The sequence below is a fragment of the Aquirufa sp. HETE-40SA genome, assembly GCF_054558635.1.
This window is the reverse complement of record NZ_JBPXKN010000001.1, coordinates 632933-646908: the sequence shown is the minus strand read 5'-3', so window position 1 is coordinate 646908 and position 13976 is coordinate 632933. Positions and strand designations below refer to the sequence as shown.

The following is a 13976-nucleotide window of genomic DNA, read 5'->3' as shown; positions in this document are numbered from 1 at the left end:
ATCACAATTTTAGCCCTCGCATTTTTTAAAACTCTTTATGATGCGCCATTCTGAATAAATCGTCCTTACTCAATGACTTGAAATACTCGTAGGTAATCTTTAACCCATCAGCACGATTAACCTTGGGCTCCCAGCCTAAAATGCTGCGTGCTTTTGTGATATCAGGTTTACGTTGTTTGGGATCATCTGTAGGTAAGGGTAGGGAGATCAATTTCTGCGATGTACCCGTTAATTTGATGATCTCCTCGCCAAACTCCTTAATCGTTATCTCATCCGGATTTCCGATGTTCACTGGTTGAGCATAATCGCTCAATAAGAGACGGTAAATGCCTTCGACTAAATCATCTACATAGCAGAAAGAACGCGTCTGAGAGCCATCCCCAAACATCGTTAAATCCTCCCCACGTAAAGCTTGTCCAATAAAAGCAGGTAATACACGTCCATCATTCAGTCGCATACGTGGACCATAGGTATTGAATATCCGAACAATGCGTGTTTCTAAGCCATGGTACGTGTGGTAGGCCATGGTCATCGCTTCTTGGAAACGTTTGGCCTCATCATACACGCCACGAGGACCTACTGGATTCACATTTCCCCAATACTCTTCCGGTTGAGGATGTACATTAGGATCTCCGTAAACCTCTGAAGTAGAGGCAATCAATACACGCGCATTTTTCACACGAGCTAAACCTAGGCAATTATGTATCCCTAATGAACCCACCTTTAAGGTCTGAATAGGGATTTTTAAATAGTCAATAGGAGAGGCAGGCGATGCAAAATGCAAGATGTAATCTAATTCACCTGGTACGTGGATGAACTTCGATACATCGTGGTGAAAGAATTCGAATTGCTCCAAATGGAACAAATGTTCGATGTTCTTCAAGTCACCCGTAATTAAGTTATCCATGGCGATCACGTGGTAGCCCTCTTTGATAAAGCGATCACATAAATGAGATCCTAGGAATCCAGCTCCGCCGGTGATTAAAACTCTTTTCATATTAGTGTATGGTTTGACGGCCGATGGAATAATACGTGTAGCCTAATTCTTGCATTTGGCTTAATTCATATAAATTTCTTCCGTCAAAAATGACTTTATTCTTTAATAAACTATCCATTCTCTCGAAGTCAGGTGTTCTAAATTGCGGCCACTCAGTCACGATTAGTAAGGCATCTGCCCCTTCTAAAGCTTCATAAGGATTCTTAGTGAAGGTAATTTTATCTCCTATAAGATTTCGAACATGATTCATTGCTTCTGGATCATAGGCACTAACCGATGCGCCTAATTCGAGTAATGCATCGATATTGTATAAAGAGGGAGCCTCTCTAATATCATCGGTATACGGTTTAAATGCCAAACCCCACATCGCAATTTTCTTCCCGGCTAAATCACCTTTAAAATGTTTCGCTAGGTGCGGAATGAGTTTCGTTTTTTGATTCTCATTTACTTTCATGACCGAGTCTAAGATTTTAAACTCATAGTCGTTTTCTGCCGAAGTTTTAGCCAATGCTTGCACATCTTTTGGGAAGCAACTTCCTCCGTAACCGATACCAGCAAATAAAAAGCGTTTCCCGATTCGAGAATCTGTTCCGATTCCTTTGCGCACCTCATCCACATTCGCACCTACGAGTTCGCACAGATTAGCGATCTCATTCATGAAGGTAATTTTAGTGGCTAAAAACGCATTAGCTGCATATTTTGTTAATTCCGCCGAACGCTCATCCATAAAGATAATCGGATTACCTTGGCGAACTAATGGCGCATATAAGCGTGACATTAAGTCTTTTGCTCGCTCTGATTGCGTACCTATAACGACACGATCCGGTTTCATAAAATCCTCCACCGCTACGCCTTCTCGTAAGAATTCTGGATTTGAAACGACGTCGAAATCGACTTTCGCCTGCTTAGCAATAGCTGCGTGTACTTTTTCTGATGTGCCCACTGGAACGGTACTTTTATCAATGATAACCACGTATTCCGATAGAAGTGGACCTAAATCATTCGCCACTTGCAAAATGTATTTTAAGTCAGCAGAACCATCCGCACCAGGAGGGGTGGGCAGTGCTAAGAAAATGACTTTTGCTCCAGCAATACCCTCTTGTAAAGAAGTGGTAAAATCCAGACGACCTTCTTCCGTATTTCTTTTGAACAAATCCTCTAAACCAGGCTCATAGATAGGGATTACACCCGCCTGCATTTGTTTTACTTTCTCTTCGTTGATATCTACGCAAGTAACGTGGTTTCCTGTTTCAGCGAAACAAGTACCAGTCACTAAACCTACATATCCGGTTCCTACAACGGCTATTTTCATATTTTTACTGAATTACTTTACCAATACTTCCTGAGGGTTCACTTATTTTTAACCAATTCGCTAACGTACTGGCAATATCACTGATGTTTGTTCTTTGGTTTATTTCTTTTGGTTTTACATTCCACCCGAAAAACAACAATGGAACGTGGGTATCATACGCATATAAAGTGCTGTGTGTGGTTCCTGTTTTGTAACCAGAAAACCACTGTGGTTTTAATAAGTACATAAAATCACCGCTTCTCGCTTGATTATAGCCATTGGAGATCATTTCGCGGTATAGGGCAGGTAAAGGGCTATTCAAAGCATTTCTCATGTCTACTAATTCCGCAAAACCCGCTTGATTTTTGAATGATTTCTCCAAAACCTTTCCCATAGCCTCTTTCGAAATATGTAATCTCTCTAGGTTTGAATGGTTTAAATAGATTTGGTAATTATCATTTCCTACAAATAGATCTATCTCCCCAAATTCTTTTTTCAGCGCCATTTTAGCCTCATTTATTGCCTTCACATTATCAAATACTCCACCAGGCAATCGTTTGCTCTGTAGGTAATATGGAATTTCAGCTACAGCATGATCAGCTGTTAGAAATACGAGGTATTGATTCTTTCCTAATTTGGCATCTAAATGCGTTAAAATGTCTGCTATATCTTGATCCAAACGCAAATAGGTATCTTCTAATTCGATAGATTGAGGACCAAACGAGTGTCCTACATAATCAGTTGAAGAGAAGCTTATCGCTAAGAAATCAGTAGTTCCGTTCTTTCCTAAATTCTCCTCTTCAATCGCTTTTATAGCGAAGTCTTTAGTTATCGAATTGCCAAAAGGAGTAGTACGAATTACTTCTAATGCATTTGCTCCCTTTAATTCATGAGGGAAAGTGGGTGATTTTTCTCCGCTTAACTTACTTTCATATGGACTATTGTCTTCAGCAGAACGGGTATACGTTGCGATGGGGTAAAGCGTATTCCAGCCTTTACTCATGTATTTCTGTGGTCTTCCTTCTGAATTAAATTTTTGAACCCAAGTAGGTAATTCTTTCATGTAAAAAGAGGAGCTAATCCAATACCCATCAGCGGAATCATACCAATAGGCTGCATCTGCGGTATGACCACCTGGTAAAATGGATCCACGGTCTTTTAAGGCGATAGCGATCGTTTTAGACTTGTAATTCTGAGCCATTTTTAGTTGATCCGTAATGGTGGAAGTGAACATGTTTTTAGGAGACATGATTCCTGCTTTGCTTTTACTGCCCACTGTTTGTACGGTAGTGTCATCGACACAATACATTTTTTTTCCATTGGATACCTCAATCCACTCGTTACCTACAATGCCGTGAACCGCTGGAACAGTGCCTGTGTACACGCTAGCATGTCCTGCTGCTGTTACCGTAGGGGCATAATTATAGTGATTATCCTTGCAATTAATTCCTTCAATCATTAGGCGTTTGAAGCCTTTATCAGAATAGCGATCATAGAATTTATTCAGGTATTCGTAGCGCATTTGGTCTACGACTATTCCTACAACAAGAGCGGGTTTTTTCTGTGCCAAAACGGGTAAAGAAAGTAACCCTAGGAAAATAATCACTATTTTTTTCATAGATAAGGAGGGAATTCGTTGATAGTTTTTGTTGAATGGTGTAGTATAATGTTGTGCAGACCATTGGTAATGGCGAGGTACTCTGCTTTTTGAGTTTTCTGGTATTGACTTATTTGTTGCAATGTCGTTAAGTTAATGTCCACATGCGGTGCCTTACACTCAATAAGCATAAAAACTTCACCAGTTGACTTATATATGCGAATATCCGTTCGTCTATTTAATTTATCGACCTTCATTCCTCCTTCAATTTGGAACAAGGCGGCAGGGTATTTTAAGTCATTGACTAAAAATTGTAAACAATGTTGCCTCACCCATTCTTCAGGAGTAAGTAATCGATATTTTTTGGAGATCTCTTCGAAAATATACAGTTTTCCTTCGTTTTTCTTTACTTTGTAAGAATAGGCAGGGAAGACTAAGTTAATTTCCGGTGAGCTTATCATCAATTCATCGATATAACCTCTAAATTAATCTTTTTGCTTTATTAATTCATCACATCAAAGCGTATAATATGAAAACGAAAGAGGAAATTGTTCAAAATTGGTTGCCCCGCTATACGGGAACGAATTCGGAAGATTTTGGACAGTATATTTTATTGACCAATTTCAAGAATTACGTGGATATGTTTTCGGAGAAATTTGGGGTAGAAATAAAAGGCCACGATCGCCCGATGCAGACGGCTACAGCACATAATATTACGATCATTAATTTTGGGATGGGATCTCCCATGGCCGCTACGGTGATGGATATTTTATCGGCCATTAATCCTAAGGCTGTCTTGTTTTTAGGTAAATGCGGTGGCTTGAAGAAGAATCTATCCCTAGGTGATTTAATTCTTCCGATTGCTGCGGTAAGAGGAGAGGGGACATCGGATGAATATATGCCTAAAGAAGTGCCAGCTCTTCCTTCCTTCCGATTGCAGCGTGCCGTTTCTTCCATGATCAAAAAACATGAATTAGATTATTGGACAGGATTAGTTTATACAACAAATCGCCGTGTTTGGGAACATGATGAGGTATTTAAGACATATTTGTCAGACATTCGAGCGATGGGTATTGATATGGAAACAGCCACGATTTTCACGGTCGGTTTTAAGAATAAAATTCCGCATGGTGCACTCTTGTTAGTGTCCGATAACCCGATGACTCCAGATGGAGTTAAAACGGATGCAAGTGATAAAAAGGTAACGGCTAACTTTGTTGATAAACACCTCCAAATCGGTATCGATTCCCTCGAGGAATTAGCGAATTCAGGAGAGTCAGTTAAACATTTACGATTTGATTAAAAAAAAAGCCTTCTGAATGGAAGGCCTTTTTTTAATTGCAATAATCGCGAATCACATTATAAGCTCCTGCGTATCCAAGCTCACCAGCTTTACTTAAATCTAAGCAGCCAGAGGTATCATTCAAGGCAAGTTTGATGATGCCGCGAATGAAATAGGCTTCGGCAAATTTGTTATTCAATTCGATGGCATTGTTGCAATCTTGAATGGCATTGCGTTGATCTCCTAGGCTTGATTTAGCAACTCCGCGTTGGAAATAAGCATCTGCATAAGTGGGCAGGAATGAAATGGAGCGGTTATAATCTTCAATGGCACTTTTCGGGTCGCCGGATTTCGCTTTAGCTAAACCTCTATGGAAAAATACCTCCGCTCTACCAGCACTCATATCGCGCATTTTGGTGCGATCTACCAAGCCATTTCGGATTTCATCTAGTTGGATTTTACCTAGTTTGGCGGTATATAGAATTTTAGCGTTTTCATTATTTCCAAACTCAATTGCTTTTGTAAAATCCTCCATGGCGGCGCGCTGATCACCTAATTTAGCCTTTACAAAACCTCTTCCATACATCGCTTCGATTTTCTCTGGATCTAATTCTAGGGCTTTATTGAAATCTTCTAAGGCACCTTTCTCTCCATTTTCACCTCTGAAATTCTCTAACTGCACTTTACAGAGGCCAGAATAATACCATTCATCTGCTTTCTCTGGACTTAATTTTAATACTTCGGTAAAATCGGCTAAGGCCCCTTTAAAATCTGCCATTTTCATCTTCGCAAAAGCACGTCCAGAAAGGTAATTTGTGCGTTTAGGAGTGATTTCAATCGCTTTGTTATAGTCTTCAATACTTCCTATATAGTCTCCTAACTTAGATTTGCTATCGGCTCTTACGGCTAAAGTGGGTGCGTAATCGGGTAATAATTCGAGAGATTTATTGAAATCGGTGATGGCACTTCTGTAATTTTCTAATTTGTTTTTGGAAATACCTCTGCTCAAATAAGCTGTTCCTTCCAATGGATTTAATCGAATCGCTTCGTTATAGTCCTGAATTGCTAATGGGTGGTTATCTTGCTTGCTATAACTTTGGCCACGGGCAATAAAGGCCTCAAAGTAGTTAGGCTTTAATTCTAGTGCTTTGTTGAAGTCCAAAATAGCCCCTTGGAAATCCTTTAAATTGTATTTCGCAAAACCCCGGTTATAAAAAGCTATGGAGTTTGGATTAGCTGCAGTTTTCTCAATTTCTAAACTAAAATTGCGCAAGGCATCTGCGTAATTACCGGATTTGTTTTGGTTTAAACCAATTTCTAAATAATTGATCTCTGTTGTTTGTGCTGATAACGAGAAAAGGCAAGCCAATAAGGCGAAGGCCAAAATGACCACTTTGAATTTCATAGAAACTTATTTTTCGTAAAAATAAGCGAAATTACTGGCTTGTTAAAATTTGTATCAACCCAAAAACGATGATTAAAAACAGCGTCCTTAATGCAGTCTTTTTCAAATAAGGATCTATTTGCTCTGAGTTCATCTCTGAGTGTAGTTCGCGGAAAAGTTGAATAATGGGATAGATACCTACGATAAGTATTTGTTGATTGATGCCTATTTTGATCCCAGCTACAAAAGGATAGGCATAAAAGCAGGCAATGGCGAAAATATAGAGGGCTTTTTGGTAATAAAATCCAAAGGCTTTGCCTATTCTCACGGGAATCGAGTTTTTTCCCGTTTTAATATCATTGTCGATATCTCGTAAATTATTCAAATTCAAAACAGCCACAGACAAGAATCCGCAACCTGAGGCGGGGAATAAAATGGCTAAATTTAAAGTATAAGTCTGTAAGTAATAAGTACCCAACGTGCCAATTAAACCGAAAAAAAGGAAAACAGACAAATCCCCTAATCCCATATAGCCGTACGGTCTTTTTCCTACGGTATAGGCAACCGCTGCGGCAATGGCAGCGACTCCTAGGGCTAAAAATGTGGCCCATACTTCGAGTGGAGCATTTTTAAGTCCGAAAAATAATAAAGAGATACCTGAAAAAAAAGAAAGAACTGCTGTCCACATAACGGCAGTTCTCATCTCTTTTTGACTAATTTTTCCTGTTTGAACGGCTCTTAAAGCCACTTTGCGATCTGCATTATCCACTCCATTAGAGAAGTCGCCCAAGTCATTCGCAAAGTTGGAAAGTATTTGTAATAATAGGGTGGTTAAGGTGGCAAGTATCGCAATGATCAAATCAAATTTTCCCGTGGCGTAGGCCAAGAAATTACCTAATAAAATACTGCCAACCGCCAACGGTAAGGTTCTTGGCCTTGCCGCATCCACCCATCTATTCATATTATTTTCCTATGGCCGCTAAAAATTCTGGACTGCTTGGCTTGATGCCTGAAGCAAAGAAGTTTTGCAATTCGCCTTTCTCGTTGATTACGTATTTGCAGAAGTTCCAGCTCGGCTCTTTCTCGTTCCAACCATTTTTCGACTTGTCTGAAAGCCATTGATAAAGATCACATTTTCCGGATCCTTTAACTACGACTTTTTCCATCATTTGGAAGGAAACACCATAGTTTAAGGTACAGAAAGAGGCGATATCTGCGTTTGAGCCTGGTTCTTGTCCACCAAATTCATTGGCTGGGAAACCTAAAATAACAACGTCTTTGTTTTCCTTGTGGAATTTCTCCCAGTCTGCATATTGAGGAGTATACCCGCATTTAGAAGCGGTATTCAATACGATAATTTTCTTTCCTTTGAATTGAGAGAAATCAATCTCTTTTCCATCGATTCCTTTCATTTTGAAGGAATGGAAGTTCGTCGAAGCTGCGGAAATTTCCATTTTTTCTGGTCTGTTTAAGACGGTTTTTTGGGTGAATGGGAGGGCCAAAGCCGTTAATAACGATCCGATTTTCATAAAACTTGCGATCATAATGATGATTATTAAAAGGGTGAGGTAAAGGTATTTACGTTTCAAATTACATTCGATTAGGTGAAACTATACCTAATAACGAGGTGGCATGCTGAATTGTTTTACCTGTCAGCTCAGCTAAGGTAAGACGAATGTTTCTTTTTACCTCATTTTCCTCTGATAGAATAGTTTGCTCGTTGTAAAATTTATTAAATGTTTTGGCTAAATCATAGGCATAATTGGCGATCACAGAAGGTGCAAAATTAGCTGCAGCTTGCGCGATAGTCGCTTTGTATTCGCCTAATAAATAGATTAATTCTTGTTCAGATTCAGCTAATTCGGATTCAGAAGAAATAGTCGTAATCTCGCCCCCTTTGCGTAAAATGGAACAAATTCGGGCGTGCGTATATTGGATGAATGGCCCTGTATTTCCTTGGAAGTCTATGGATTCCTCCGGATTAAACAACATCCGTTTTTTCGGTTCTACTTTTAATAAGAAATACTTCAAAGCGCCTAATCCTAAATTATGGAATAACTCGTTTGATTCTTCTTCCGTAAAGCCATCGATTTTACCTAATTCAAGTGTGCGGTCTTTAGCTGTTTGAATCATTTCTGCCATCAAATCATCCGCATCTACCACGGTTCCTTCGCGGGATTTCATCTTGCCACTAGGTAAGTCAACCATTCCGTAAGAAAGGTGAAAATTGCCGTTTGAATAAGACTTGTTTAATTTTTTCAATATATGGAAAAGAACTTCAAAGTGGTAATCCTGTTCGTTTCCAACTACATAAACCGATTGATTCGTTTTGAAATCTTCGTATTTCAATTGAGCCGTTCCCATATCTTGGGTGATATAAACGGAGGTTCCGTCTTTGCGTAAAACCAATTTTTCATCTAGACCTTCTGCCTCTAAATTAATCCAAACAGATCCGTCTGGCTTTTGGAAAAATACACCCGAAGCTAGGCCCTCATCAACGATTTGCTTACCTAATAAATAGGTATTCGACTCGCGGTAAATTTTATCGAAGGACACGCCCATGGTGTGGTAAGACTTCTCAAAACCAGCGAAAACCCAAGCGTTCATCGTATTCCAAAGGTTCATTACCACTTCGTCACCTTGTTCCCATTTCAACAGCATTTCTTGTGCTTTTAATAGAATAGGAGCTTGTTTTTTAGCTTGTTCTTCGTCTAAACCGCTAGCTTTTAACGCTGCAATTTCCTCTTTATAAGCTACATCGAAAGCAACGTAATATTTGCCCACTAAATGATCGCCTTTTAATCCAGATGTTTCAGGAGTTTCATTATTGCCAAAAAGCTGGTAAGCTAGCATCGACTTACAGATATGTATGCCGCGGTCATTTACTAAATTTGTTTTAACCACGTCATAGCCACCCGCTGCTAAGATTTGTGCCACAGAAAAACCTAAAAAGTTATTGCGTAAATGGCCTAAATGAAGTGGTTTATTTGTGTTAGGAGAGGAATATTCGATGAGTACTTTTTCCCCTTTTGATTCAATTTGAAAGGGATTTTTATCCGAAGCAACGTTGGCTAATAAGTCTAACCAAGCAGAATCGTGAATCGATATATTTAAAAATCCTTGAACGACTTGAAAAGCCTTTACGATCGTACAATTTGTCATCAAATACTCCCCTAAGTCAGTTGCAATGGCAGCTGGAGCTTTTCCTGCTTGCTTTGTATAAGGGAAAACAACTAAGGTATAAGCGCCTTCAAACTCCTTTTTCGTCTCTTGTAATACGATTTCTGATACGTCGATTTGAAAGAGGGCTTTTAATCCTTTTGCTAGTTCTAGCTGTAATGTTTGCTGAATGTTTGACATCTAAATGGCTGTAATTTTTCAATCTGTAAAGGTAGCTAAATTCGGTCTAAACATTGCTTCTAATGCTCAGAAATGAATAAATTAATCTTACCTTTGCCCTAATTATGCAAAATATGTACCACGAGGCAATTCAAACTTTAAAATCGGGAGGCGTGCTGCTGTATCCCAGCGACACGATTTGGGGTTTAGGCTGTGATGTTCGAAACGATCAGGCCATTGAGAAGATTTTAGAATTAAAAAATAGACCAGCATCTAAAGGATTGATTGTCTTGATTGCTAAAATCGAGCAATTGAGCGAATACGTGGAACAGGTGCCTGATCTCGCTTGGGATTTAGTGGAATTTGCGGAGGATCCTTTGACGATTATTTATCCCAAAGGAAAAAATGTTTCTCCCTCCTTATTAGGGCCTGAGGGTAGTATTGCCATTCGTTTGGTGAAAGATGAGTTTTGTAAGGGATTAATTTACCGTTACCAACGAGCGATTGTTTCTACTTCCGCAAATCTTTCAGGGGAGCCATCCCCAGTTAATTATGCTGGTATTGCACCTTCGATCGCTACGGGAGTCGACGGAATTTTAAAAAATCCAGTTGGAGAGGGACCTGTGAAAAAGGCGAGTAAAATTGTGCAATTAGGCCTTCATGGCGACTATAAATTAATCAGAGGATAGATGAAAGAAGGGAAGGAGATTGTAGCAGATCCGATATTCTCCAAAATTGGCCTTGCAGCTGATCGTTTGGGGGTGGATAGTTATGTCATAGGAGGCTATGTGCGAGATGCGATTTTAGGTCGTGATTGCAAGGATATCGATGTGGTTTGCATCGGTTCTGGCATCGATTTAGCACTTAAAGTAGCGAAGGAATTTGATTTACCTGAACACGCGGTGTCTGTTTTTAAAAACTTTGGTACGGCGATGATCAAAGTCGATGACTGGGATCTAGAGTTCGTAGGTGCTAGAAAAGAATCGTATAATCGGGATTCCCGAAAGCCAGTGGTGGAAGAGGGTACTTTAGTGGACGACCAAAACCGCCGTGATTTCACCATCAACGCGATGGCAGTTCAATTAAATAAAGCGAATTGGGGTAAACTATTGGACCCATTTAATGGCCTCGAAGATTTAAAGGCGAAAATCATTCGCACTCCTTTAGCCCCCGACATTACTTTTTCAGACGACCCACTTCGGATGATGCGTGCAGTTCGTTTCGCTGCTCAATTGGGGTTTGATATATTTCCAGAGACTTTCGAAGCTCTGAAAACTGAAAAAGACCGATTGGAAATCATCTCGATGGAGCGCATTTCAGATGAATTGAATAAGATGATTCTCTGCAAGAAGCCCTCTTATGGCTTCCTTTTGCTCGATGCATGCGAAATTCTTCCGATCATTTTTCCTGAGTTTATGAAGCTGAAAGGTGTCGACACAGAAGATGGAAAGGGTCACAAAGATAATTTCTACCATACCTTGCAGGTATTGGACAATATTGCAGAAAACACACATGACCTATGGTGGCGTTGGGCAGCCATTTTGCATGACATTGCCAAACCGCAGACTAAACGTTTCGCGCAAGGCAAAGGTTGGACTTTTCACGGACACGAGGACATGGGCGCGCGCCAAGTGCCGAACATTTTCAAACGGCTAAAACTACCTTTGAATGAGAAAATGAAACTCGTCCAAAAGCTTGTTCGCTTACATTTACGCCCTATTGCTTTATCCAAAGAAGAAATCACGGCTTCTGCCTTACGTCGCCTTTTATTCGAGGCAGGTGAGGAATTAGAAGCCTTGATGACTTTGTGTCGGGCAGATATTACCTCCAAGAATGGAGATAAGGTAAAACGCTACCTCCGTAATTTTGATATTGTTGAGCAAAAACTAAAAGAGGTAGAGGAAAGCGATTCGCTTCGCAATTTTCAGCCTGTTTTCTCTGGTGAAATCATCATGCAAGTCTTTGATATTGGTCCAGGCCGCGAAATTGGCTTAATAAAAATTGCCATGCGAGAAGCTGTTCTGGAAGGAACCATCCGAAATGAATTAGCTTCAGGATGGGATTTACTAGTAGAGGAGGGTAGAAAGCTAGAGCTTAAACCAGTCGTTTCTCTCGCTGACATTCAATAAAAAAGGCTCCGAATTCAGAGCCTTTTCACTTTCTTAGGCAGATGTATATTATAAGTTGATCACTAGATCTTCTTTTGCATAACGAACCTTAGTTGCAGTTGCCATAAAGTCATTCGCTGCATCACGCTCACCCACGGCAAGCATCAAAACAGAATGTAATCCCATCGCCTCTAGACCTAATAACTCATCTAATTGAGCTGGAATAAAACCTTCCATGGGAGTAGAATCAATTTGCAATTCACCCGCAGCAGCTAGCGCAGTTCCCATGGCTAAATAGACTTGGCGTGCAGCCCAATTTCTTTTTGCATCTACAGGACGACCCAAAAGAGACCCAGCGATTGCTCCACGGTAATCACCTAGCATATCCACAGAAAGACCACGTGTGTCAGCCACTAATTGAATGAACGCATCGATTTGCGTTTCTGTGATATCGTTCCAAGCTGCAAACACTAACAAGTGAGACGACTCTACCGCTTGTGGTTGACCATAAGCGATCGGTTGAATTTTTGCTTTTAATTCTGGGTTTTCAATCACTAAAATTTTATACGGTTGTAAACCAAAACCGGATGCAGAAAGGCGGATTGCTTCTAATAAAGCATCCATTTTTTCTGTGGAAACTTTGTTTCCAGTCATTCTTTTGGCGGCGTAACGCCAGGTTAATGAGTCGATTAAAGACATATTGTTGAATGGTGAATGATAAATGTTAAGGCTTATTCTAGAAAATGCCCTGTGATATATCTAAAGTTTAAGATTATAGAGAGGAGAGTAGAGAGAAAATTTTAAAGTGCAATCTTATAAAACATTGTCGTAAGGCAGTTTTAGAGATTGCACTTTGAAATTATTCGCTTACTAATGAAACTGTCAAAGCGAAATCATCATAAATCGCCTTATCACCAATTGACTCAAAGAATTTCTTAGAACCGTAACGGATGTTGAAGTCAGTGCGATCGATCGTAATGTTTGCTTTCGCTGAAACTTTACCACCTTTAACCGCGATTTCAGCAGGGAAAGTGATTGATTTTGTGATTCCTTTTACTGTTAAGTTTCCAGTTACTTGGTTACCTGCTACTTTAGTGATAACGAAAGTCGCTGTTGGGAATTTTTCTACTTCGAAGAAATCACCTGAAGTGATGTGTCCGATGAATTTTTGGTTGTAACCAGCATCTGTGATATCTAAATCCTTGATAGTTTTCAAATCTATGGTGAAGTTTCCCCCGATTAATTTGTTGCCATCTACATTTAAAGCTCCTGCAGAGATACCTACTGTACCATTGTGCTCTCCTGTTACTTTCTTTGCTAACCAAGCGACAGAACTAGCTGACTTGTTAACGTTGACTACTTTCGGTGCCGATACGCCAGCGAAAGTTACTAGGCCTAATGCCAAAGTTGCAATAATTACTTTTACAGATTTCATATCATTTATTGTTTAATTGTGAGAAAATACGGTTCTAAATTCGTCCAAAATTTGGTTCATTTCTTCGAGCTTTCTAACTCCCAAAGCGTCGAAATGTTTTCCCCAGTCATTTTGGACTTGGTCTACTTGGGTTAATAAGTCTAGTCCAGCCGGTAAAATTAAGACATCTACCGCCCTACGATCTTTTGGACATTCGCGGCGAAGCACTAAATTCTTCTCCACTAATTTGTCTACTAGGCGAGAGGCATTCGACATTTTGTCTAACATCCGTTCGGTAATGGCTAAAACGGTCATCGGGTTTCCTTGTTGTCCTCGAAGAATGCGAAGCACATTATACTGTTGGACCGTAAGTCCAAAGGGTTTCAATAATTCCTGCTGTTGCTGAACGATCCAGTTGCCTGTGTAGATCGCATTTACAACGGCTTTTGCTGCTTCAGAAGGAAATTTTGATTGTTTTAAAGCTTCGGAAATACCCATGACTAAAAATTGATGTTGTAAAATTAAATGTAATTACATTAAATACAAATGAAAATAAATTTATTT

General features: G+C 39.8%; 14 protein-coding genes. 3 read left to right on the top strand and 11 right to left on the bottom strand.

Annotated elements, in window-relative coordinates; all coding sequences use genetic code 11:
* Positions 1 to 25: 25 nt before the first annotated feature.
* Genes ACRZ9O_RS02990 through ACRZ9O_RS02975 form a run of 4 tightly spaced genes read right to left on the bottom strand, consistent with a single transcriptional unit; the run spans position 26 to position 4346 of the window.
* Positions 26 to 997, bottom strand: coding sequence for a UDP-glucuronic acid decarboxylase family protein (locus ACRZ9O_RS02990; RefSeq protein WP_459456211.1), 972 nt, complete (start codon positions 995 to 997; stop codon positions 26 to 28).
* 1 nt (position 998) lies between these two features.
* Complete coding sequence (locus ACRZ9O_RS02985; protein ID WP_459456209.1) at positions 999 to 2309, bottom strand: UDP-glucose dehydrogenase family protein; 1311 nt, start codon at positions 2307 to 2309, stop codon at positions 999 to 1001.
* Positions 2310 to 2313: 4 nt separating this feature from the next.
* Positions 2314 to 3906: an alkaline phosphatase PafA gene (gene pafA, locus ACRZ9O_RS02980; RefSeq protein ID WP_459456207.1), complete on the bottom strand. Its 1593-nt coding sequence runs from the start codon at positions 3904 to 3906 to the stop codon at positions 2314 to 2316.
* A complete protein-coding gene (locus ACRZ9O_RS02975) occupies positions 3903 to 4346 on the bottom strand; it encodes a type I restriction enzyme HsdR N-terminal domain-containing protein (protein WP_459456205.1) in 444 nt (147 codons plus the stop codon). The genes pafA and ACRZ9O_RS02975 overlap by 4 nt, the downstream gene beginning before the upstream one ends.
* A gap of 68 nt (positions 4347 to 4414) precedes the next feature.
* Here ACRZ9O_RS02975 and ACRZ9O_RS02970 point away from each other — a divergent pair, with 68 nt between their 5' ends.
* Positions 4415 to 5188: an AMP nucleosidase gene (locus ACRZ9O_RS02970; RefSeq protein ID WP_459456203.1), complete on the top strand. Its 774-nt coding sequence runs from the start codon at positions 4415 to 4417 to the stop codon at positions 5186 to 5188.
* Positions 5189 to 5219: 31 nt separating this feature from the next.
* On the opposite strand, the gene ACRZ9O_RS02965 is transcribed toward ACRZ9O_RS02970, so the two are convergent.
* The 4 genes from ACRZ9O_RS02965 to argS are packed head-to-tail and all read right to left on the bottom strand — an operon-like array spanning position 5220 to position 9911.
* Positions 5220 to 6572, bottom strand: a complete 1353-nt coding sequence (locus tag ACRZ9O_RS02965) for a tetratricopeptide repeat protein (RefSeq protein ID WP_459456201.1) — start codon at positions 6570 to 6572, stop codon at positions 5220 to 5222.
* Between the two features lie 31 nt (positions 6573 to 6603).
* Positions 6604 to 7512 (bottom strand): 1,4-dihydroxy-2-naphthoate octaprenyltransferase, encoded by a 909-nt coding sequence (gene menA, locus ACRZ9O_RS02960; RefSeq protein ID WP_459456200.1) that lies wholly within the window; start codon positions 7510 to 7512, stop codon positions 6604 to 6606.
* Position 7513: 1 nt separating this feature from the next.
* Positions 7514 to 8095, bottom strand: coding sequence for a glutathione peroxidase (locus ACRZ9O_RS02955; RefSeq protein ID WP_459456198.1), 582 nt, complete (start codon positions 8093 to 8095; stop codon positions 7514 to 7516).
* 46 nt (positions 8096 to 8141) lie between these two features.
* On the bottom strand, positions 8142 to 9911 hold the full coding sequence (gene argS / locus ACRZ9O_RS02950; protein ID WP_459456196.1) for an arginine--tRNA ligase: 1770 nt from the start codon (positions 9909 to 9911) through the stop codon (positions 8142 to 8144).
* 104 nt (positions 9912 to 10015) lie between these two features.
* On the opposite strand from argS, the gene ACRZ9O_RS02945 reads away from it, so the two are divergent.
* The gene (locus tag ACRZ9O_RS02945) at positions 10016 to 10579 is read left to right on the top strand and encodes an L-threonylcarbamoyladenylate synthase (RefSeq protein WP_459456194.1); all 564 of its coding nucleotides are present in this window, start codon (positions 10016 to 10018) and stop codon (positions 10577 to 10579) included.
* The gene (locus ACRZ9O_RS02940; RefSeq protein WP_459456192.1) at positions 10580 to 12019 is read left to right on the top strand and encodes a CCA tRNA nucleotidyltransferase; all 1440 of its coding nucleotides are present in this window, start codon (positions 10580 to 10582) and stop codon (positions 12017 to 12019) included.
* Between the two features lie 48 nt (positions 12020 to 12067).
* Here the strand turns inward: ACRZ9O_RS02940 and ACRZ9O_RS02935 are convergent, their stop codons facing one another.
* The 3 genes from ACRZ9O_RS02935 to ACRZ9O_RS02925 form a co-directional block, all read right to left on the bottom strand.
* Positions 12068 to 12697 (bottom strand): NAD(P)H-dependent oxidoreductase, encoded by a 630-nt coding sequence (locus ACRZ9O_RS02935; RefSeq protein WP_459456190.1) that lies wholly within the window; start codon positions 12695 to 12697, stop codon positions 12068 to 12070.
* A gap of 160 nt (positions 12698 to 12857) precedes the next feature.
* The gene (locus tag ACRZ9O_RS02930; RefSeq protein ID WP_459456188.1) at positions 12858 to 13433 is read right to left on the bottom strand and encodes a YceI family protein; all 576 of its coding nucleotides are present in this window, start codon (positions 13431 to 13433) and stop codon (positions 12858 to 12860) included.
* A gap of 12 nt (positions 13434 to 13445) precedes the next feature.
* A complete protein-coding gene (locus tag ACRZ9O_RS02925) occupies positions 13446 to 13910 on the bottom strand; it encodes a MarR family winged helix-turn-helix transcriptional regulator (protein ID WP_459456186.1) in 465 nt (154 codons plus the stop codon).
* Positions 13911 to 13976: the final 66 nt, after the last annotated feature.

Coding starts and splice junctions, on each gene's coding strand:
- ACRZ9O_RS02925 (WP_459456186.1), bottom strand. CDS start 13,910: ATGGGTATTTCCGAAGCTTTAAAACAATCAAAATTTCCTTCTGAAGCA.
- argS (WP_459456196.1), bottom strand. CDS start 9,911: ATGTCAAACATTCAGCAAACATTACAGCTAGAACTAGCAAAAGGATTA.
- ACRZ9O_RS02930 (WP_459456188.1), bottom strand. CDS start 13,433: ATGAAATCTGTAAAAGTAATTATTGCAACTTTGGCATTAGGCCTAGTA.
- ACRZ9O_RS02970 (WP_459456203.1), top strand. CDS start 4,415: ATGAAAACGAAAGAGGAAATTGTTCAAAATTGGTTGCCCCGCTATACG.
- ACRZ9O_RS02955 (WP_459456198.1), bottom strand. CDS start 8,095: ATGATCGCAAGTTTTATGAAAATCGGATCGTTATTAACGGCTTTGGCC.
- pafA (WP_459456207.1), bottom strand. CDS start 3,906: ATGAAAAAAATAGTGATTATTTTCCTAGGGTTACTTTCTTTACCCGTT.
- ACRZ9O_RS02935 (WP_459456190.1), bottom strand. CDS start 12,697: ATGTCTTTAATCGACTCATTAACCTGGCGTTACGCCGCCAAAAGAATG.
- ACRZ9O_RS02945 (WP_459456194.1), top strand. CDS start 10,016: ATGCAAAATATGTACCACGAGGCAATTCAAACTTTAAAATCGGGAGGC.
- ACRZ9O_RS02940 (WP_459456192.1), top strand. CDS start 10,580: ATGAAAGAAGGGAAGGAGATTGTAGCAGATCCGATATTCTCCAAAATT.
- ACRZ9O_RS02990 (WP_459456211.1), bottom strand. CDS start 997: ATGAAAAGAGTTTTAATCACCGGCGGAGCTGGATTCCTAGGATCTCAT.
- ACRZ9O_RS02985 (WP_459456209.1), bottom strand. CDS start 2,309: ATGAAAATAGCCGTTGTAGGAACCGGATATGTAGGTTTAGTGACTGGT.
- ACRZ9O_RS02975 (WP_459456205.1), bottom strand. CDS start 4,346: ATGATAAGCTCACCGGAAATTAACTTAGTCTTCCCTGCCTATTCTTAC.
- ACRZ9O_RS02965 (WP_459456201.1), bottom strand. CDS start 6,572: ATGAAATTCAAAGTGGTCATTTTGGCCTTCGCCTTATTGGCTTGCCTT.
- menA (WP_459456200.1), bottom strand. CDS start 7,512: ATGAATAGATGGGTGGATGCGGCAAGGCCAAGAACCTTACCGTTGGCG.